Genomic DNA, 19,111 nt, shown 5'->3' with positions numbered 1-19,111 from the left:
AAGGGGGCCCGGTAGGGACCGGGCCCCCTTCCGGCGCCTACTGCGGCGGGTACCCGTAGCCTCCGCCCGGCGGCTGCTGGTACGGATTGGCCGGACCCGCCGCATCCGCCGGCCCCGCCCCCGTACGCCGCCCGAGCAGCCACCAGCCGCCCAGCCCCAGGATGAGCAGCGAGCCCACCCCGACGCCCACGTACCCCAAGACCGGCCGCAGCCCGCCGCCCGTATCGGCCTGTGCGGCGCTCAGCCCCTCCTTCGCCGCCTCGCGGTCGTCCTCGCCGACCCCGAAGCCCGCCTCGACCGCGTCCCCGGCGTACACCGGGCCCGCGGCCGGCTCGCCCTTGACGCTGGTGCGCAGGACGACCGGGACGGTGCCCTTGACGAACTTTCCGACCTCCTGGTGGACATGGACGGCCACGACGTACCAGCCCGCGTAGGCGAAGCCGACGATGCTGCTGTCGTCGCTGAACCGGGTGGCGTAGTCGATCTTCGGCGTCCAGTTGACGACCTTGGCCTGCTCGCGCCCGTTGTAGGACGCCTCGCCCGAGCCGACGTGCCAGCCCGCGGGGTCGTAGTACTCCACGGAGGCCCCGGAGCTGTGCCAGGCGCTGTCGTCCGACACCGGGACGGTGCCGAACTCCACGTGCGTGGCCAGTGACTGCCCCCAGTCCAGCGGGACGCGGTAGTAGCGGGTCTGGCCGGGCGGGATGCGGTCCTTCCACACCCCGTCGTACATCCCCGCCGCGTCCGCCAGCCCCCTGCCGCCGGTGATGGGCCGGGCCTCGATGCCGGGGCGCGGCGGCGGGGTGCCCTCGGGCCACGCCTGGGGCGTCCCGCCGGGCTTGCCCGTCACCGGCGGCTCCACCTTGGGGCGCAGTTCCAGCGTCCAGTCGTCGGGGGTGGAGGTGGCCTTGCTCACCCGTTCGACGAGCACGTTGTAGACGTCGGCCTCCTGGCAGTCGCCGTCGGGCTCGATGAGCCGGTAGGCGGCGTCGATCAGTGCGGTGGCCCGGTTGTCGGTGCCGACGCTGTCGTCCACCTTGCCGCAGGTGGTGTTGCCGGCGCTCAGGATGCTGATGGAGATGCCGTCGTTGAAGGCCAGTTGGTCCGTCGTCCCCGGCGCGGCGACGACCTGGACGAAGGAGTTGGACTTCGCATCCAGTTCGATCTTGTAGTAGAGCTTCCCGCCCGGTCCGATGCGGTCGCGGTAGACCGTGCCGGCCTTCAGCTCCGGCCCGTCGGCGCTGCTCTCGGCGCCCTTGACCGGCTGCGCGTCCGGTGCGATCCGGTAGCCGCTCTCCGCGGCGGTGCTCTGCGCGAGCGCGGGCCCGGCGGGCAGCAGCGCCCCGAGCACCGCGGCGGTGGCCAGCGCGGCCAGGGCCGTCCTCTTGCCGTTCACGAATTCCCCCTCCTCGTCCTGCCTGCTGTGCGTACGACGGTGTACGCGCCTCCCGCGGCGAGCAGCAGCGCACCCGCCGCCACCGCGGCGACCAGCGCGGTACGGCCCCCGCCGCCCTGATCCTCCCGGTCGGGTGCGGCCGCGGCCTTCCCCGTACGGGACGTCTTCAGCGCCGGCGCCCGGTGCTGCGGCCCGGCCTTCGCCTCCCCCGCGACCGCGACGCGCAGCACGACGCCGATGGCGGCGTTCTGGGCGAACTTCGCGGCGTCGGGCCCCAGTCGTACGGCGAGGTAGTAGTCGCCGCGCATCCGCAGGGGCGTCACGGCGGCGCCCGCCTCCCAGCGGTTTGTCCAACTCACCGGCACCGTACCGAGGTCGGTGGCGACGGGCTCACCGTAGTAGCCGTGCGAGCTGCTGTACGGCCCGTCGCCGACGAAGCCCCGCCCCGGCGCGAAGAGGTCGGTGTCGACGTGGCTGGAGACGCCCGAGGTGTCCGCGAGCCGGGGCTCGTTGGCGAACTCGGCGCGGTAGCGCAGCTGCTGGCCCCAGCCCACCGGCACCTTGTAGAAGCGCGTCTGCCCCGGCAGCAGCCGGTCGCGCCACACCCCGGTGCGCAGCGCGGCCGCGTCGTTGAAGCCGCTGCCGCCCTCGACGTCCCTCGGCGCGGCGGTGGGCAGCGCCACCTCGCCGTACTCCTTGCGCGACTGCGCGGGTACGGTGCCGGGTTTCAGTGCGGCCTCCCGCGTGAAGGCCAACTCCAGCGGCCAGCGCGCCCGGTCGGCGCCGGGGGAGCTGGTGCGGGTGACGGAGAGCAGGTAGCGGCCCGCCCGGTCGCAGGCCCGCGAGCCGTCGGCGCTGGGGATGCGGCTGACGGCGTTGGTGAGGGGGTGGGCGCCCTCGTCCTGCTGGAAGTGGGCGCTCTGCCCGTCGCAGCGGCTGGTGAACCGGTCGGCGGCGGTCAGCTCCAGGTCGATCCCGTCGCCGTACGCCACCGCCACCCCCGTCTGCGGGACGGCGGTGACGCCGAAGTCGGCGGCGGAGGCGGCGTCCAGGGTCGCGGCGTACCACCGCCTCTCACCGGGCCCGATGCTGTCCAGGTACTGCCCCGGCGCTCCCAGCACGGCCGCCCTGTCGGCCGTCGCCCCGCCCGCGGCGGTCCCGCCCCGGAAGCGGTAGCCGCCGGCGGAGAGCTGCCCGGCGCGCTGCAGCTGGCGCCCGAGCGCGGCGGCGTCGGGGGCGTCGTAGTACGAGCCGTGGCCCGCCCTGGCGATGCACTCCAGCTGCTTGCGGGCCGCGCCGCCGACCTGGAAGCCGATGGCGTCGATCCGCAGGTCGACGCCCTCCCTCCCCAGCTCGGCCGCGACCTCGCAGGGCTCGGGCGTCCCGCAGGTGTCCTCCCCGTCGGAGATCAGCAGGATCGAGCGGTGCCCGGGGGCACCCGGCTCGGCGGCGGGCAGGTCCGCGGCGGCCTTGCGCAGCGAGTAGCCGATGGGGGTGTCCCCCTTGGGCCGCACGGCGGCGACGGCGGCCTTGAGGGCGGCCCGGTCCAGCGGGGCGACGGGCTTGGCCAGGCGGGTGTCGGTGCAGCCGCTGGAGCGGTCGGCGCCGTAGACCCGCAGGCCGGTCGGATAGCCGTCGGGCAGGCTGTCGACGACCTGGCCGACGGCCGCCCGGGCCGCGTCGATCCGGGGGCGTCCGCTGCCGTCGTCGTCGCGCATGGAGCCGGAGGAGTCCAGCACCATCACCAGCCCGCTCCCGGCGTCGGGCCCGCTCTGCGCCGCGCCGCCCGTACGGGCCTCGGCGGCCGGCGCGAGCCCCAGCACGAGCGCCGCCACCGCCAGCCCCCCGGCGGTCCGCCGATGAAGTCCTCGCATGTCATGCCCCCCTTGATGACGCGGTTACGAACAGCACCCTAGGGGGTGTGCAATAGCAAACAACAGGGGGTGGATGTCACAGCCGTGAAACAGCACCCCCTCCTGGCAGTTGACCTCGAAACCGCCAGTCGGCCGGACCGGACTTTGCCAGCAAACGCCCACGGCACGGCGCCGCAAACCGGGGAGCCCCCCGCCCCCGCCCCACGACAAAGCCCCGGCCCCCGCACCGAACGGTGCGAGGAGCCGGGGCTCGCGAAAACCTCGTATCAGACGCCCGAGGAGGAGGGCACCGAGTCGGTCGCCTCCGTCCACAGGTCCTGCTCGGCGCGGTCCGCCTGGATCTGGCGGTACACGAGGAGCCCGCCAAGAGCGGCCAGTGCGACCAGGATCAGCTTCTTCACCGCACTACCTCGTCCTTCGATAGTCATCCGTGACCTTCCGGCCCCGATGATACACAGTCAGCCCCGCCCAACCCGGGGCCGCCACCGAAGCCCGTCCCAAGCCGCCCCGACGCCCGGACGACCCCACCGCGACCGCCCCACGCCCCACACGCCCGCAAGCCGCACATGTCCGCGTTTCACGTGAAACCTCCACCTGCGCCACGACTGCGACCCTCACCGCCCCCTCCCATGCGAAAGCCCCCCAGTGGTATCCACTGGGGGGCTTCGACACGGTGCGGGTACCAGGACTTGAACCTGGGGCCTCATCCTTATCAGGGATGCGCTCTAACCGTCTGAGCTATACCCGCGCGCCGACCCCTGAAGATTAGCGCACCAGGGGCCGAGTCCCAAAATCGGTAGTTTCGCGGCCGTGAGCTGGGACTACTCGTCCTCTGCCAGCGTCAGCTCGATACCGCCCACGAAGCCCGCGGACAGGTTGTAGATGAACGCGCCCAGCGTGGCCAGCGCGGTCGCCAGGACCACGTCGATCACCGCGATCACGCCCGTGAAGCTCAGCACCCGCGACAGCGACAGGAACGACACGAGGTCGAAGCCCTCGGAGCCCTCCGTGGCCACCGCCTCCGCGATCGTGGAGCCCACGGTGGAGAAGACGCCCATCGCGTCCAGCACCATCCACAGCACCGCCACGGCCACGATCGTGCACACGCCCAGCGCGATGGACAGCAGGAAGCTGACCTTCATCACCGACCACGGGTCGACCTTCGCCACCCGCAGCCGCGCCTTGCGCGTACGCGGCACCGTCCGCGCACCCGTACGCGAACGCCGCACCGCGGCGCCCTTGCGGACCGACGCGCCCACCGCCGCCCCGCGAGCCGACGCGGGTGCGGGCGCGGGCCCGGCCGGCGGCTCGTAGGCATGCGGCGGACGATGCGGACCCGCCGGCACCGAGGGCGCCGCCACCGGCGCGGGCGGCAGCGGACTGGCCGCCCCCTCCCTCGCCGCGGACCGACTGTCCGTCACCGTGCCCCCCTGGCTCCCCGACGTGGCGGGCCCACGGGCGCCGTCGTCCTCACCGGGAGCCGCATCGGCGGGGACATACCCCTCCGCGGCTCCCGCACGGCCCGCCCCGGCGCCCGTGGCTCCACTCACGTCGTCACTCCCTTACGCGCTATTCCGCGGCCCCGGACGCCTGCGCGCCCGTCTCCGCCACCAGACCCTCGGCAGTCTCCGCTACGTTCGACGTCTCGGCGACCTCAACCGTTGCGCCCTCGACCTCTTCCGCTTCACTCCCGGCCTCCGCGTTGCGGGCGATACCCACCACGGCGTCCCGCTTGCCCAGGTTGATCAGCTGGACACCCATGGTGTCGCGGCCCGTCTCCCTGACCTGGTCGACCCGGGTACGGATCACGCCGCCGGAGAGCGTGATGGCGAGGATCTCGTCACTCTCCTCCACCACCAGCGCACCCACCAGCAGACCGCGGTCCTCCACGATCTTGGCGGCCTTGGTACCCAGACCACCGCGACCCTGGACCCGGTATTCGTCGACGTTCGTGCGCTTCGCGTACCCGCCGTCGGTGGCGGTGAACACGAACGTACCCGGCCGCACGACATTCATCGAGAGGAGTTCGTCACCCTCGCGGAAGGACATGCCCTTCACACCCGAGGTGGCACGGCCCATCGGACGCAGCGCCTCGTCCGTTGCGGTGAAGCGGATCGATTGGGCCTTCCTGCTGACGAGCAGCAGATCGTCCTCCGCCGAGACCAGCTCCGCGCCGATCAGCTCGTCGGGCGAGCCGTCGGGCATCTCCCGCAGGTTGATCGCGATGACACCGCCCTGGCGGGGCGAGTCGTAGTCCTTCAGCGGCGTCTTCTTCACCAGGCCCGCCTTGGTCGCCAGGACCAGGTACGGGACGGCGTCGTAGTCCCGGATCGCCAGGATCTCCGCGATGTGCTCGTCCGGCTGGAAGGCCAGCAGGTTCGCCATGTGCTGGCCCTTGGCGTCACGGCCCGCGTCCGGCAGCTCGTACGCCTTGGCCCGGTAGACCCGGCCCTTGTTGGTGAAGAACAGCAGCCAGTGGTGCGTGGTGGAGACGAAGAAGTGGTCGACGATGTCGTCCTCGCGCAGCCGCGCCCCGCGCACACCCTTGCCGCCGCGCCGCTGGGAGCGGTAGTCCTCGGTCTTGGTGCGCTTGACGTAGCCGCCGCGCGTCACCGTGACGACGATGTCCTCCTCGGCGATCAGGTCCTCGATGGACATGTCGCCGTCGAAGGGCACCAGCGCCGAACGCCGGTCGTCGCCGTACTTGTCGACCAGGACCGCCAGCTCCTCGCTGATGATCTGGCGCTGGCGCTCGGGGGAGAGCAGGATCGCGTTGTACTCGTTGATCTTCGTCTGCAGCTCGTCGTGCTCCGCGACGATCTTCTGCCGCTCCAGGGCGGCCAGCCGGCGCAGCTGCATCTCCAGGATCGCGTTGGCCTGGATCTCGTCGATAGCCAGCAGGTCCATCAGCCCGTGCCGGGCCACCTCGACCGTGTCCGAGCGGCGGATCAGCGCGATGACCTCGTCGATCGCGTCCAGCGCCTTGAGCAGACCGCGCAGGATGTGCGCCCGCTCCTCGGCCTTGCGCAGCCGGAAGGTCGTCCGGCGGACGATCACGTCGACCTGGTGGGTCACCCAGTGCCGGATGAAGGCGTCCAGCGACAGCGTGCGCGGCACCCCGTCCACCAGCGCCAGCATGTTCGCACCGAAGTTCGTCTGCAGGTCGGTGTGCTTGTAGAGGTTGTTCAGCACGACCTTGGCGACCGCGTCGCGGCGCAGCACGACCACCAGGCGCTGGCCCGTACGCGAGGACGTCTCGTCGCGGACGTCCGCGATCCCCCCGACCCGGCCGTCCTTGACCAGCTCGGCGATCTTGTTCGCCAGGTTGTCCGGGTTGACCTGGTAGGGCAGCTCGGTGACCACCAGGCACTGGCGGTCCTGGATCTCCTCCACCGCCACCACGGCCCGCATGGTGATCGAGCCGCGCCCCGTGCGGTACGCCTCCTCGATGCCCTTGCGGCCCACCACCAGCGCACCGGTGGGGAAGTCGGGGCCCTTGACGCGCTCCATCAGCGCCTCGAGGAGCTCCTCGGCGGACGCCAGCGGATTGTCCAGATACCACTGCACACCTGCCGCGACCTCGCGCAGGTTGTGCGGCGGAATGTTCGTCGCCATCCCCACCGCGATACCCGCAGCGCCGTTGACCAGCAGGTTCGGGAAACGCGCCGGCAGGACGCGGGGCTCCTTGGAGCGCCCGTCGTAGTTGTCCCCGAAGTCGACGGTCTCCTCGTCGATGTCGCGGAGCATCTCCATCGCCAGCGGCGCCATCTTGCACTCGGTGTAGCGCATGGCCGCCGCCGGGTCGTTGCCCGGGGAGCCGAAGTTGCCGTTGCCGTCGACCAGCGGCATCCGCAGCGACCAGGGCTGCGCCAGGCGCACCAGGGCGTCGTAGATCGCGGAGTCGCCGTGCGGGTGGTAGTTGCCCATCACGTCGCCGACAACGCGGGCGCACTTGTAGAAGCCGCGCTCCGGCCGGTACCCGCCCTCGTACATCGCGTACAGCACGCGGCGGTGGACGGGCTTGAGGCCGTCCCGCACGTCCGGCAGGGCGCGCGAGACGATGACGGACATCGCGTAGTCGAGATAGCTGCGCTGCATCTCCGTCTCCAGGGAGACGGGCAGCACGCGGTCGGTGGTGACCTCGTCGATCTCCGCCACGACGGTGACGTCGGCGGAGGGGACGGGGGTGGGGTTCTCGCCGTTCTCGTCGGCCATTGCTTGGTCTCAGTCCTTGTCTGGAGGATCTACGGCAGCCGGCGCGCACCCCGCGGGCGCGGGCACCGGCCGGGCCGACTCAGATGTCGAGGAAGCGAACGTCCTTGGCGTTGCGCTGGATGAACGAGCGACGTGCCTCCACGTCCTCACCCATCAGGACGGAGAACAGGTCGTCCGCCGCCGCCGCGTCGTCGAGCGTCACATGGCGCAGCACCCGCAGGTCCGGGTCCATGGTGGTGATCCGCAGCTCCTCCGCGTTCATCTCACCGAGGCCCTTGAAGCGCTGCACCGCGTCCTCGCGGATGCGCTTGCCCGCCGAGCGGCCCAGATCCATCAACTGGTCGCGCTCACGGTCGGAATAGGCGTACTCGAAGTCGTCCCGCGTCCACTTGATCTTGTACAGCGGCGGCTGGGCGAGGAAGACGTGCCCCGTCTCGATCAGCGGGCGCATGAAGCGGAAGAGCAGCGTCAGCAGCAGCGTCTGGATGTGCTGGCCGTCGATGTCGGCGTCCGCCATCAGGATGATCTTGTGATAGCGGAGCTTCTCCACGTCGAAGTCCTCGTGGATACCCGTCCCGAAGGCCGAGATCAGCGCCTGGACCTCCTGGTTCTGCAGGACCTTGTCGATCCGCGCCTTCTCCACGTTCAGGATCTTGCCGCGGATCGGCAGGATGGCCTGGTACTTGGGATTGCGCCCCGACTTCGCCGAACCGCCGGCGGAGTCACCCTCGACGATGAAGATCTCGCACTTCGTCGGGTCGTTGGACTGGCAGTCACTCAGCTTGCCCGGCAGCGACGCCGACTCCAGCAGCCCCTTGCGCCGGGTCAGATCCCGGGCCTTACGGGCCGCCACCCGCGCCGTGGCCGCCTGGATGGACTTGCGGATGATGTCCGCGGCCTCGTTCGGATTACGCTCGAACCAGTCCGTCAACCGCTCGTGCGTCACCTTCTGCACGAAGGTCTTCGCCTGGGTGTTGCCCAGCTTCGTCTTCGTCTGGCCCTCGAACTGCGGCTCACCCAGCTTCACCGAGATGATCGCCGTCAGACCCTCGCGGATGTCCTCACCCGTGAGGTTGTCGTCCTTCTCCCGCAGCAGCCGCTTGTCCCGCGCATAGCGGTTGACCAGACCCGTCAGCGCCGCACGGAAACCCTCCTCGTGCGTACCGCCCTCATGGGTGTGGATGACGTTGGCGAAACTGTAGACACCCTCGGTGTACTGGGCGTTCCACTGCATCGCGATCTCGACCGAGATGCTCCCCTCGACGTCCTCCGACTCGAAGTCGATCACCGTGGGGTGCACCGGCTCGCCCTTGCGCGAGTTCAGATGCCGCACGAAGTCGGAGATACCGCCCTCGTAGTGGTACGAGACCGTCCGCGCCTCATGGGCGTCAGCGCCGTCCGCCGAGTCCGCCCCCGAGGTCTGGCGGGCCGACTCACGCTCGTCGGTCAGCGAGATCGTCAGACCCTTGTTGAGGAAGGCCATCTCCTGGAAACGCCGCGAGAGCGTCTCGAAGGAGTACTCGGTGGTCTCGAAGATGTCGCCGTCCGCCCAGAACGTCACCGAGGTGCCGGTCTCGGCCGTCGCCTCGTTACGCAGCAACTCCGCGGTCGGAACACCCATCTTGTAGTCCTGCGTCCAGCGGTAGCCGTCAGTGCGGACCTCCACCGCCAACCGCGTCGACAGCGCGTTCACCACGGAGACACCCACCCCGTGCAGACCACCCGAGACCGCGTACCCACCGCCGCCGAACTTGCCGCCCGCGTGCAGGACCGTCAGCACGACCTCCACGGCCGGCTTGCCCTGGGACTTCTGGATACCGACCGGGATACCGCGGCCGTTGTCCACCACCCGCACACCGCCGTCGTCCAGCAGCGTCACCTCGATGTGGGTGGCATGCCCGGCCATCGCCTCGTCGACCGAGTTGTCGACGACCTCCTGGACCAGGTGGTGCAGACCGCGCTCACCGGTCGAACCGATGTACATACCGGGGCGCTTGCGCACCGCGTCGAGGCCCTCGAGGACGGTGATCGCGTCGGCGTCGTAGGCGGGGCCCGCGGGCTTGGTGTCAGGCTCCCCGACGCGGGGAGCGGACTCGTTGAGGTCGCCGGAATCGGCCACGAAGCGCCCTTTCTGGCACAGGTGGGGCCACCGGTCCGACTCCTGTCCTGACTGCCTGCAGGACTGCGTCCGGATGGCCACTACTGAGTGGTACGGGGTGGTACTGCGGTCGACATGCTCCGCAACTGGCGGATCCCGTCCAGTCTACCGGTAGCCACCGACAGAATGACGGTTTGCGAGGCCCTGCACCCCCCTCAGCCGCGATGCGGGCCGTCCGCCCGAGTCCCCACACACGAACGGGGAGTCCGAGAGCCCCTGAGAGCCGCTGGCGGCTTCACGGTGTCAAGGAAACGATAGTGTGAGCGAGATCACGCCCCCCACACGATTGATACGACCGCACACCCGCCCCACCAGGACCACACCAGGGCCCGGCCGACACCACCTCAGCCGTAGGTGTCCCCCGGCCCCTGACTGCCCGGCGCACGCAACCGCCCGTAACGCTGCGGAGGACCACCCGGGCCCAGCACCTTGATGAAGCGCACCGTCCCCGGCCCCAGATCATCGTTGAGCCGGCGCAGCAGCTGCGGAACCAGCAGCCGCAGCTGCGTCGCCCACGCCGTCGCATCGCACCGCACGACCAGGACCCGCTCCTCCTCGTCATAGGAGTCCGGAGCACAGTGCTGCGCCACCTCCGGCCCCACCAGCTGCGGCCAGCGCCCCATCACCCCGCCGACCGCCGCCGGCGCCTCCCAACCGCGCTCCGCGATCAACCGGTTGACCGCCGCACCCAACGACAGCGGATCACGCCCGTCCGACCGCGCACCCGAACGCAACCCGCCCCGCCGCGCCTGCTTGCGCTGCACCGCCTCCGCACCGCGCGCCCTCGCCTGCTCCCGCGCCGCCCGCAGCGCGACCCGGGCCAGATCCACCCCCGAGGGCTCCTGCTCCCCGCCCGGCGCCACCGGACCGCCACCCTGCCCGCTCACCCCGGCCGCACCTCACCGTCCGACACCGCGAACCTCGCCCCCGCCAGCAACCCCGGAACGTCCTCGTCCACCGCCGCCGTGATCAGCACCTGCTCCCCCGGCGCCACCAGCTCCGCCAACCGCTCCCGCCGCCGCGCGTCCAACTCCGCGAAGACGTCGTCCAGCACCAGCACCGGCTCCACCCCCTCCGCACGCAGCAGCTCGTACGAGGCCAGCCGCAGCGCCAGCGCGAAGGACCACGACTCCCCGTGACTCGCATAACCCTTCGCCGGCAGACCACCCAGCTTCAGCACCAACTCGTCACGGTGCGGACCCACCAGGGTCACCCCCCGCTCGATCTCCTGCTTGCGCGCCCCCGCCAACGCCTCCAGCAGCAGCCCGCACAGCTCCTCTCGCGACACAGCCCCCGCCGCACCCTCAAGACCCCCGCCCACCGACCTGTACTCCAACCCCAGCGGACCGCCGCCCGGCGCCAGACTCTCGTACGCCTTGTCCGCCAGCGGCAGCACCGCTGCCACCAGCTCCAGCCGCTGCGCCAGCACCTCCGCCCCCACCTGCGCCAGATGCTGGTCCCAGACGTCCAACGTGGAGAGGTCCAGCTGCCGACCACCGTGCCGCCGGGCCATCGCCGCGGTCTTCAGCAACGTGTTGCGCTGCTTGAGCACCCGCTCGTAGTCCCCGCGCACCCCCGCCATCCGCGGATGGCGGGCCACCGCCAACTCGTCGAGGAAACGGCGGCGCTCACCCGGATCACCCTTGACCAGCGCGAGGTCCTCCGGAGCGAAGAGCACCGTGCGCACGATGCCCACCACGTCACGCGGACGGACCTGGGAGGAGCGGTTGATCCGGGCCCGGTTGGCCCGCCCCGGATTCAGCTCCAGCTCCACCAGCTGCCTGCGGCCCTCATGCTCCACCGCCGCCCGGATCACGGCGCGCTCGGCACCCATCCGCACCAGCGGCGCGTCCGAGGAGACCCGATGGCTGCCCAGGGTCGACAGATAGCCGACCGCCTCGACCAGATTGGTCTTGCCCTGCCCGTTGGGCCCCGTGAACGTACTGACGCCCGGGGCGAGGACGACCTCGGCCCGGGCGTACGAGCGGAAGTCGGCCAGCGAGAGATGCGTGACGTGCATAGTTGCCGGCCGGCCCCCTGATTCCCGCTACTTCTTGGTCTCGACCGCGTGCCCACCGAACTGGTTGCGCAGGGCCGCGATCATCTTCATCTGCTTGGAGTCCTCCTGGCGGGAGGCGAACCGCGCGTACAGCGCGGCCGTGATCGCCGGCAGCGGCACGGCCTCGTCCAGCGCCGCCTCCACCGTCCAGCGGCCCTCACCCGAGTCCTCCGCGTAACCCCGCAGCTGATCCAGGTGCTCGTCACCGTCCAGCGCCCGCACCGCCAGGTCCAGCAGCCAGGAGCGGATGACCGTCCCGTCCTGCCAGCTGCGGAAGACCTCACGCACGTCAGTGACGCAGTCCGAGGCCTCCATCAGCTCCCAGCCCTCGGCGAAGGCCTGCATCATCGCGTACTCGATGCCGTTGTGGACCATCTTGGCGAAGTGCCCGGCACCCACCTTGCCCGCATGCACGCTGCCGTTGTCACCGTCGGGCTTCAGGGCGTCGAAGGCCCACTGCGCCTGCGCGACGTGCTCGTCCGAGCCGCCGTACATCAGCGCGTAGCCCTCCTCCAGGCCCCAGACGCCGCCCGAGACGCCGCAGTCCACGAAACCGATGCCCTTGGGCGCCAGCTCCGCCGCGTGCTTCTCGTCCTCCGTCCAGCGGGAGTTTCCGCCGTCCACGATGAGGTCGCCCGGATCGAGCAGCTCACCCAGCTCGTCGATCACCGCCTGCGTGGCCGCACCCGACGGGACCATCACCCACACCACCCGGGGGGCGGGCAGCGCGTCCACCAGCTCCTTGAGGCCGGCCACGTCCGCGAGATCCGGATCGCGGTCGTAACCGACGACGGTGTGGCCCGCACGGCGGATGCGCTCGCGCATGTTGCCGCCCATCTTGCCCAGACCGACGAGACCGAGCTCCATCACTGACCCTCCGTAAGCGCCTACGTATCCGCTCCCGAGCCTACGCCGGGGCGCGCGACCCCGCTCAGCCACGTCCCCGGACTGTGGACGAACCGCTCAGCCGCTCAGCCGCACCGGCCTACTGCGGTCTTGCGGGGGCGACCCCCACACCCCCGGCCCGAAGCAGTCCGCGCCCGGAGTAGCTCCGACCTACCCGCTCAGCCGCACCGGCATGATCAGGTACTTGTACGCGTGGTCCGCCTCGGCGTCCACCGCAGGGCGGCCGCTCAGCAGCGCCGGCTTGGTCGAGGTCGTGAACGACAGCTGGGCCACCGGCGAGTCGATCGCGCTCAGGCCGTCCAGCAGGAAGGTCGGGTTGAAGGCGATCGAGATGTCGTCGCCCTCCAGCGTCGCGTCCACCCGCTCCACAGCCTGTGCGTCGTCGCTGGAGCCGGCCTCCAGGGTGAGCACACCCTGCTCGAAGGACAGCCGCACCGGGGTGTTGCGCTCGGCCACCAGCGCCACGCGCTTGACCGCCTCGACGAACGGCGCCGTCTCGATCACCGCGATCGAGTTGAACTCGGTCGGGAAGAGCGTGCGGTACTTCGGCAGATCGCCCTCCAGCAGCCGCGTGGTCGTCCGTCGCCCCGCGCCCTCGAAGCCGATGAGGCCCTCGCCCGCACCGGAGCCGGACAGGGCGATCGAGACGGTGTCACCGCTCGTCAGCGCCTTGGCGGTGTCCAGCAGGGTCTTGGCGGGGACGAGCGCCACCGCCGAGGTCTCGGCCGTCTCCGGCTTCCACAGGAACTCGCGGACCGCGAAGCGGTAGCGGTCGGTGGAGGCCAGCGTGATCGTGTCGCCCTCGATCTCGATGCGCACACCCGTCAGCACCGGCAGCGTGTCGTCGCGGCCTGCGGCGATGGCGACCTGGGCGACGGCGGCCGCGAAGACCTCACCGGGGACCGTGCCCGTCGCGGTGGGCATCTGGGGCAGCGACGGGTACTCCTCCACCGGCAGGGTGTGGAGGGTGAAGCGCGAACTGCCGCAGACGACGGTGGCGCGCACCCCGTCGGTGGAGATCTCCACCGGCCTGTTGGGCAGCGCGCGGGAGATGTCGGCGAGCAGGCGGCCGGAGACCAGGACCGTGCCCTCCTCCTCGACGTCCGCCTCGACGGAGACCCGGGCCGAGACCTCGTAGTCGAAGCCGGACAGGCTCAGCCTGCCGCCGTCCTCGGACTCCGCTTTCAGGAGCAGCCCCGCGAGGACGGGGACAGGGGGACGGGCGGGCAGGCTGCGGGCCGCCCAGGCCACCGCCTCCGCAAGTACGTCGCGCTCCACCCGGATCTTCACCGAGACCGCCTCCTGCTGTTGCCGGCATGTCGTTGAACAAGCACTGCGCGATCAAGCACTGCTTGTCTGCAGGGGACCAGTCTGTCGTACCGCACCGACAGCCGGGGCACGGATCGGCGTCAACCTGCGTCCAGCCCGCTGGCGGGCCTCCCCCGACTTGTCCACAAGCCCCACTTCTAAACGAGGCTCGAGCTACATATCCCCTGTAGTAGTAGTAGGGCCTGTGGATACGGTGGATAACCCCGTTTTCGCAGGTCAGACCCCAAATTTTTTCCACAGCGCCTGTGGACGCGGCGGTGGATAACTCGGACCTTCTGTGGACAACCAAAAGTTGTCCACACACCGTCCACAGGAAGCCCTCTGTTACCCACAGCTCCGTCCCCAGCTTTTCCCCAGTTACCCACAGCCCAACCCGCCACGGATGTGTGACCTCTTTCACGCGTACAGGTGATGAGGCGCGTTGTGTTGCCGAACAGTGGATAACTCTGTGGATGGCCTGTGGACAGAATCGGTTCTGCTGTGGATGAAGTCCCGCTGCCTGTGGATGACTTGCCCGGCCCCTCCTGTGGACAAGGGACTATCCCCAACCTGTGGACAACTTACATCCACAAATCCACAGGGTGCTGAGCTGCAGCTTCGCAAGTTATCCCACACTCGTCCACACCCCCGTGTGGACAACTTGAGTCTTCCCCATGGTGTGGACGGCCAGTTGGCGGATTTCTGGGGATAACTCGGGGGCGGAGAGCACTAATCGAACGGCGAAGGGGCCCGCAGAAGTACTACTTCTGCGGGCCCCTTCGCCGTGGAGAGCCTCTGGAGAGTGCTGGAGAACCTCTGGAGAGCGCTGGATAACAGGCCGCAACGCCTCGCCACCGACGACGCCGGCGGCCTCGACTGCCGGGAATTCAGCTGTTCTTGATGCGGTTGGTCAGCTCGGTGACCTGGTTGTAGATGGAGCGCCGCTCGGCCATCAGTGCGCGGATCTTGCGGTCCGCGTGCATCACCGTGGTGTGGTCGCGGCCACCGAACTGCGCGCCGATCTTGGGCAGCGAGAGGTCGGTCAGTTCGCGGCACAGGTACATGGCGATCTGGCGCGCGGTCACCAGTACCCGGCTGCGGGAGGTGCCGCAGAGGTCCTCGACCGTGAGGCCGAAGTAGTCGGCGGTGGAGGCCATGATGGCGTGCGCGGTGATCTCGGGGACGGCGTCCTCGTCGCCGGGGATCAGGTCCTTCAGCACGATCTCCGTCAGCCCCAGGTCCACCGGCTGGCGGTTGAGGGAGGCGAAGGCCGTGACGCGGATCAGCGCGCCCTCCAGCTCGCGGATGTTGCGCGAGATCCGCGAGGCGATGAACTCCAGCACCTCCGGCGGGGCGTGGAGCTGCTCCTGCACCGCCTTCTTGCGCAGGATCGCGATCCGGGTCTCCAGCTCGGGCGGCTGGACGTCGGTGATCAGTCCCCACTCGAAGCGGTTGCGCAACCGGTCCTCCAGCGTGACCAGCTGCTTGGGCGGCCGGTCCGAGGAGAGCACGATCTGCTTGTTGGCGTTGTGCAGGGTGTTGAAGGTGTGGAAGAACTCCTCCTGCGTCGACTCCTTGCTCGCCAGGAACTGGATGTCGTCGACGAGCAGGATGTCCATGTCGCGGTAGCGCTTGCGGAAGGTGTCCGCCTTGCCGTCGCGGATGGAGTTGATGAACTCGTTGGTGAACTCCTCCGAGCTGACGTACCGCACCCGGGTCCCCGGGTAGAGGCTGCGGGCGTAGTGGCCGATGGCGTGCAGCAGGTGCGTCTTGCCCAGGCCGGACTCGCCGTAGATGAAGAGCGGGTTGTACGCCTTGGCCGGCGCCTCGGCCACGGCGACCGCGGCGGCGTGCGCGAAGCGGTTGGAGGCGCCGATGACGAAGGTGTCGAAGAGGTACTTCGGGTTCAGCCGTGCGGTGGGCTCGGCGGCGCCGCCGGACGTGCCGCTCTTGGCCGGCAGCCGGCTGCGGTCCTGGCCGGACCCGGGGCCGCCGGGTCCGGCGGGGGCGGGCAGCTCGGGGCTGGTCATGGGCGCGGGCAGCTGGGCCCGGCCGGGGGCCTGCACCTGCTGGGGGCGCGGGGTCTGCGCGTACGGGTCGGAGGCGGTGCGCTCGCCGGTGTAGTCGTGGCCGCCGTAGCCCTGCGGGGGCTGGGCGCGGGGCCAGGCCCCGGGCTCGGCGCGCGGCTGGGCGTACTCCGGGTAGGCGGGGCGGGCGGTGGGCCGCTCGTAGCCCCCGTACGAGGGTGCGGGGGAGGTGGGCTCGGCTCCGGGGAGCTGTTCCTGCTGGTGCTGCTGCTCCGGCTGGTGCTGGTGCGGTACGGGGCCCGGCTGCTGTTCGGCGGGTGTGTGGTGGTGCGGCGGGGGGGCCTGGGCCGGGACGGAGGGCAGCGCTGCCGGGGAGTCGGCCTCCACGGGGCTGACGGTGATCGCCAGCCGGACGGTCTGCCCGAAGGCGTGGCTGAGGGCGTCGCTGATCACGGGCGCCAGGCGGCCCTCGACGACGCCCTTGGCGTACTCGTTGGGAACGGAGATCACGGCGGTCCCGGCGACCAGGACGAGGGGCTGGCAGTCGCGCAGCCAGCGCTGGTCCTGGGGCTTGACGTTCTGCGCGTCCGCGAGGAGCTGTTCCAGTACGTGTGGCCAGACCGTGCCCAGGTCTGCCGGTAGATCAGCCACGGGGCACTCTCATTTCACTCGCTCGGTCGGGGGCGGCGCTCAGGGCGCGCCCTGGACGTGTGCGGGGAAAATGCCACGGTAGCTACCACCTGTGCCCGCGTTCAAGTCGTTGTCCACAGGGCTGTGTACGAAGGCGACCGGCCGCCGGTTTGACCGGAAGGTGGCGCCCCGCGTACCGTATCGAGGTCGAGTTGTCGACGGCTGCTGCCGCCTGCCTCCGAAGGGCACGGCGCCGCGGTGCAGATCACCGACCCGGCGTTATGCGAGCTACTCGCGGGCGCACGGTGACAGCCGTTGACACGGTCAGCCCCGTTTTCTCGTCACCCGGCGAGATCCGAAGTTCTGTGGAGCCCCCGAGTGAGCAAGCGCACTTTCCAGCCGAACAACCGCAAGCGTGCCAAGACCCACGGCTTCCGGCTGCGTATGCGGACCCGTGCCGGTCGCGCCGTCCTGGCGAACCGCCGTGGCAAGGGCCGCGCCCGCCTGTCCGCCTGAGTCCGACCTGAGACGACGGGCGTCATCGTGCTGCCTTCCGAGCATCGGCTGAGGCGGCGCGAGGACTTCGCGACCGCGGTACGGCGGGGTCGGCGGGCCGGCCGCCCGCTTCTCGTCGTCCATCTGAACAGCGGCAACGACCCGCACATGCCGGGGGAGAGTGCTCCCTCGGCGCGTGCGGGTTTCGTCGTCAGCAAGGCGGTGGGGGGCGCGGTCCAGCGCAATCTGGTCAAGCGTCGTCTTCGTCACCTCATGCGGGACCGGATCGCGGGGCTGCCCCCCGGTAGCCTGGTGGTCGTACGCGCGCTGCCCGGTGCCGCCGAGGCCGAGTTCGATCGGCTGAGTGGGGATCTGGACGCGGCGCTGCGGCGACTGAGCGCCCCCTCACCCCCTTCGAAGGCGCCGCGATGAAGTACCCGCTGCTGTGGTTGATCAAGCTGTACCAGTGGACTGTCAGCCCCCTGCTGGGCCCGGTCTGCAAGTACTACCCGTCCTGTTCGCACTACGGGTACGAGTCGATCCGACTGCACGGTGCGGTGAAGGGCACGGCCCTGACCGCCTGGCGCATCCTGCGCTGCAACCCGTGGTCGCTCGGCGGAGTCGATCATGTTCCGCCCCGCAAGCATCCGGTCTGGCACCAGCGACTGCGTCTTCGGATCAGCCGTGGGGGCGAGACGTCTGAGCCCAACGCCCAAGGAGCCTGATTCGTGGACACGGTCCTCCAGCCCCTCTATATCGCTGTCTCCTGGATCATCGTCCAGTTCCACTCCCTGTTCAGCCTGGTCTTCGCCGAGGACAGCGGGTGGGCCTGGGGTCTGTCCATCGTCGCGCTGGTCATCGTGGTCCGTATCGCCCTGATCCCGCTCTTCGTGAAGCAGATCAAGGCGACGCGGAACATGCAGATCCTGCAGCCGAAGATGAAGGCGATCCAGGAGCGCTACAAGAGCGACAAGCAGCGCCAGTCCGAAGAGATGATGAAGCTCTACAAGGAGACGGGCACCAACCCGCTCTCGAGCTGTCTTCCGATCCTGGCGCAGTCGCCGTTCTTCCTCGCCCTCTTCCAGGTGCTGAGCAAGGTGGCCAGCAACCAGGAGGTCGGCGTCCTGACCCAGGCGCAGGTGGGCCAGGCGCGGGCCGCGCAGATCTTCGGGGCTCCGATCGCGGCGAAGTTCATGGACTCCGCGGGCAAGATCGAGAGCCTGGGCTCCACGCTGCTGGATGTCCGGGTCGTCACGGTCATCATGATCGTCCTGATGTCGCTGTCGCAGTTCTACACGCAGCGCCAGCTGATGACGAAGAACATCGACCTCACGGTCAAGACGCCGTTCATGCAGCAGCAGAAGATGCTGATGTACATCTTCCCGATCATGTTCGCCGTCTTCGGTATCAACTTCCCCGTGGGTGTCCTCATCTACTGGCTGACCACGAACCTGTGGACCATGGGCCAGCAGATGTACGTCATCGAGCGCAATCCCACCCCGGGCAGCAAGGCCCAGGAGAAGATGCTGGGCAAGCTGCAGCAGGTGATCGTGCGGCACGAGAAGGTCCGTACGCGCCGGGAGCGGGCGCTCGTCAAGATCATCGCGGAGAAGAACAGCCGCGACCGCAACGAGGCCGAGCGCAAGTTCGTCAACGGGCTGAACCGGGCCGGTCTGGTGGCGCTGGAGAACGGCACCGTGGAGAAGGGCGACGCCAAGCCCGAGGCCGCGGCGGCCGAAGGCGGTGCCGCTCGGCGCCAGCAGCCCAAGCGCCAGAGCAAGGCCCAGCGCCAGGCGGCCCAGCAGGCCAAGGCCGACGAGGCGGCCGAGGCGGCTGAGTCGGCAGGGTCGGATGCCGCCGAGGTCCAGGACGAGCCCGAGGGCCAGCAGGCTCCGTCGCTGGAGAAGAAGCCGCAGTCCCCGTCCGTTCCGGGCGGCCGCTCCCGTGCCACCGGCAACCCCCGTTCCGCCGGCTCCGGGAAGCGCAAGGGCGGCGGTCAGCGCCCCAAGCACCCGTCGTCGAAGAAGTGAGAAGGAGTCCCGC

15 protein-coding genes and 1 tRNA gene are annotated in these 19,111 nt (G+C 70.1%); 4 read left to right on the top strand and 12 right to left on the bottom strand.

Annotated elements, in window-relative coordinates; all coding sequences use genetic code 11:
- Nucleotides 1-37: 37 nt before the first annotated feature.
- From ACFQLX_RS03145 to dnaA, 12 genes are all read right to left on the bottom strand, one after another.
- Nucleotides 38-1,396: a hypothetical protein gene (locus ACFQLX_RS03145; RefSeq protein WP_386411638.1), complete on the bottom strand. Its 1,359-nt coding sequence runs from the start codon at nt 1,394-1,396 to the stop codon at nt 38-40.
- Nucleotides 1,393-3,270, bottom strand: coding sequence for a vWA domain-containing protein (locus ACFQLX_RS03140; protein ID WP_386411636.1), 1,878 nt, complete (start codon nt 3,268-3,270; stop codon nt 1,393-1,395). The genes ACFQLX_RS03145 and ACFQLX_RS03140 overlap by 4 nt, the downstream gene beginning before the upstream one ends.
- Nucleotides 3,271-3,536: 266 nt before the next feature.
- Nucleotides 3,537-3,671 (bottom strand): DLW-39 family protein, encoded by a 135-nt coding sequence (locus ACFQLX_RS03135; protein ID WP_365414966.1) that lies wholly within the window; start codon nt 3,669-3,671, stop codon nt 3,537-3,539.
- A gap of 273 nt (nt 3,672-3,944) precedes the next feature.
- Nucleotides 3,945-4,018 (bottom strand) — tRNA-Ile (locus tag ACFQLX_RS03130).
- 73 nt (nt 4,019-4,091) lie between these two features.
- Nucleotides 4,092-4,820 (bottom strand): DUF3566 domain-containing protein, encoded by a 729-nt coding sequence (locus ACFQLX_RS03125; RefSeq protein WP_386411634.1) that lies wholly within the window; start codon nt 4,818-4,820, stop codon nt 4,092-4,094.
- Between the two features lie 19 nt (nt 4,821-4,839).
- The gene (gene gyrA / locus ACFQLX_RS03120; RefSeq protein ID WP_386411632.1) at nt 4,840-7,485 is read right to left on the bottom strand and encodes a DNA gyrase subunit A; all 2,646 of its coding nucleotides are present in this window, start codon (nt 7,483-7,485) and stop codon (nt 4,840-4,842) included.
- 79 nt (nt 7,486-7,564) lie between these two features.
- Nucleotides 7,565-9,625: a DNA topoisomerase (ATP-hydrolyzing) subunit B gene (gene gyrB / locus ACFQLX_RS03115; RefSeq protein WP_386411727.1), complete on the bottom strand. Its 2,061-nt coding sequence runs from the start codon at nt 9,623-9,625 to the stop codon at nt 7,565-7,567.
- Between the two features lie 362 nt (nt 9,626-9,987).
- The gene (locus ACFQLX_RS03110; RefSeq protein WP_386411630.1) at nt 9,988-10,530 is read right to left on the bottom strand and encodes a DciA family protein; all 543 of its coding nucleotides are present in this window, start codon (nt 10,528-10,530) and stop codon (nt 9,988-9,990) included.
- Entirely contained in the window at nt 10,527-11,663 is a 1,137-nt protein-coding gene (gene recF / locus ACFQLX_RS03105; RefSeq protein WP_386411628.1) for a DNA replication/repair protein RecF, read from the bottom strand. Before recF ends, ACFQLX_RS03110 begins: the two co-directional genes overlap by 4 nt.
- A 27-nt stretch (nt 11,664-11,690) precedes the next feature.
- The gene (gnd, locus tag ACFQLX_RS03100; RefSeq protein WP_386411626.1) at nt 11,691-12,569 is read right to left on the bottom strand and encodes a phosphogluconate dehydrogenase (NAD(+)-dependent, decarboxylating); all 879 of its coding nucleotides are present in this window, start codon (nt 12,567-12,569) and stop codon (nt 11,691-11,693) included.
- Between the two features lie 189 nt (nt 12,570-12,758).
- Nucleotides 12,759-13,898, bottom strand: coding sequence for a DNA polymerase III subunit beta (gene dnaN / locus ACFQLX_RS03095; RefSeq protein WP_386411624.1), 1,140 nt, complete (start codon nt 13,896-13,898; stop codon nt 12,759-12,761).
- 905 nt (nt 13,899-14,803) lie between these two features.
- Nucleotides 14,804-16,594, bottom strand: coding sequence for a chromosomal replication initiator protein DnaA (gene dnaA, locus ACFQLX_RS03090; RefSeq protein WP_386411622.1), 1,791 nt, complete (start codon nt 16,592-16,594; stop codon nt 14,804-14,806).
- A 357-nt stretch (nt 16,595-16,951) separates the two neighbouring features.
- Between dnaA and rpmH the strand changes: the two genes are divergently transcribed.
- From rpmH to yidC, 4 genes are read left to right on the top strand one after another with little or no spacing between them, the layout of a single operon-like run.
- Nucleotides 16,952-17,089 (top strand): 50S ribosomal protein L34, encoded by a 138-nt coding sequence (gene rpmH, locus ACFQLX_RS03085; RefSeq protein WP_386411620.1) that lies wholly within the window; start codon nt 16,952-16,954, stop codon nt 17,087-17,089.
- Between the two features lie 27 nt (nt 17,090-17,116).
- The gene (gene rnpA, locus ACFQLX_RS03080) at nt 17,117-17,500 is read left to right on the top strand and encodes a ribonuclease P protein component (protein ID WP_386411618.1); all 384 of its coding nucleotides are present in this window, start codon (nt 17,117-17,119) and stop codon (nt 17,498-17,500) included.
- Nucleotides 17,497-17,793 (top strand): membrane protein insertion efficiency factor YidD, encoded by a 297-nt coding sequence (yidD, locus tag ACFQLX_RS03075; protein ID WP_386411616.1) that lies wholly within the window; start codon nt 17,497-17,499, stop codon nt 17,791-17,793. The genes rnpA and yidD overlap by 4 nt, the downstream gene beginning before the upstream one ends.
- 3 nt (nt 17,794-17,796) lie before the next feature.
- A complete protein-coding gene (gene yidC, locus ACFQLX_RS03070) occupies nt 17,797-19,098 on the top strand; it encodes a membrane protein insertase YidC (RefSeq protein WP_386411614.1) in 1,302 nt (433 codons plus the stop codon).
- The last annotated feature ends 13 nt before the right edge of the window (nt 19,099-19,111 follow it).

The organism is Streptomyces polyrhachis (assembly GCF_042663125.1).
Taxonomy (GTDB): Bacteria; Actinomycetota; Actinomycetes; order Streptomycetales; family Streptomycetaceae; genus Streptomyces; species Streptomyces polyrhachii.
This window is presented reverse-complemented; position numbering and strand designations above follow the sequence as displayed.

What these genes read in the sequence shown, in the direction of transcription:
- gyrA (WP_386411632.1), bottom strand. Translation starts at nt 7,485, where the DNA reads ATGGCCGACGAGAACGGCGAGAACCCCACCCCCGTCCCCTCCGCCGAC.
- recF (WP_386411628.1), bottom strand. Translation starts at nt 11,663, where the DNA reads ATGCACGTCACGCATCTCTCGCTGGCCGACTTCCGCTCGTACGCCCGG.
- ACFQLX_RS03140 (WP_386411636.1), bottom strand. Translation starts at nt 3,270, where the DNA reads ATGCGAGGACTTCATCGGCGGACCGCCGGGGGGCTGGCGGTGGCGGCG.
- gnd (WP_386411626.1), bottom strand. Translation starts at nt 12,569, where the DNA reads ATGGAGCTCGGTCTCGTCGGTCTGGGCAAGATGGGCGGCAACATGCGC.
- yidD (WP_386411616.1), top strand. Translation starts at nt 17,497, where the DNA reads ATGAAGTACCCGCTGCTGTGGTTGATCAAGCTGTACCAGTGGACTGTC.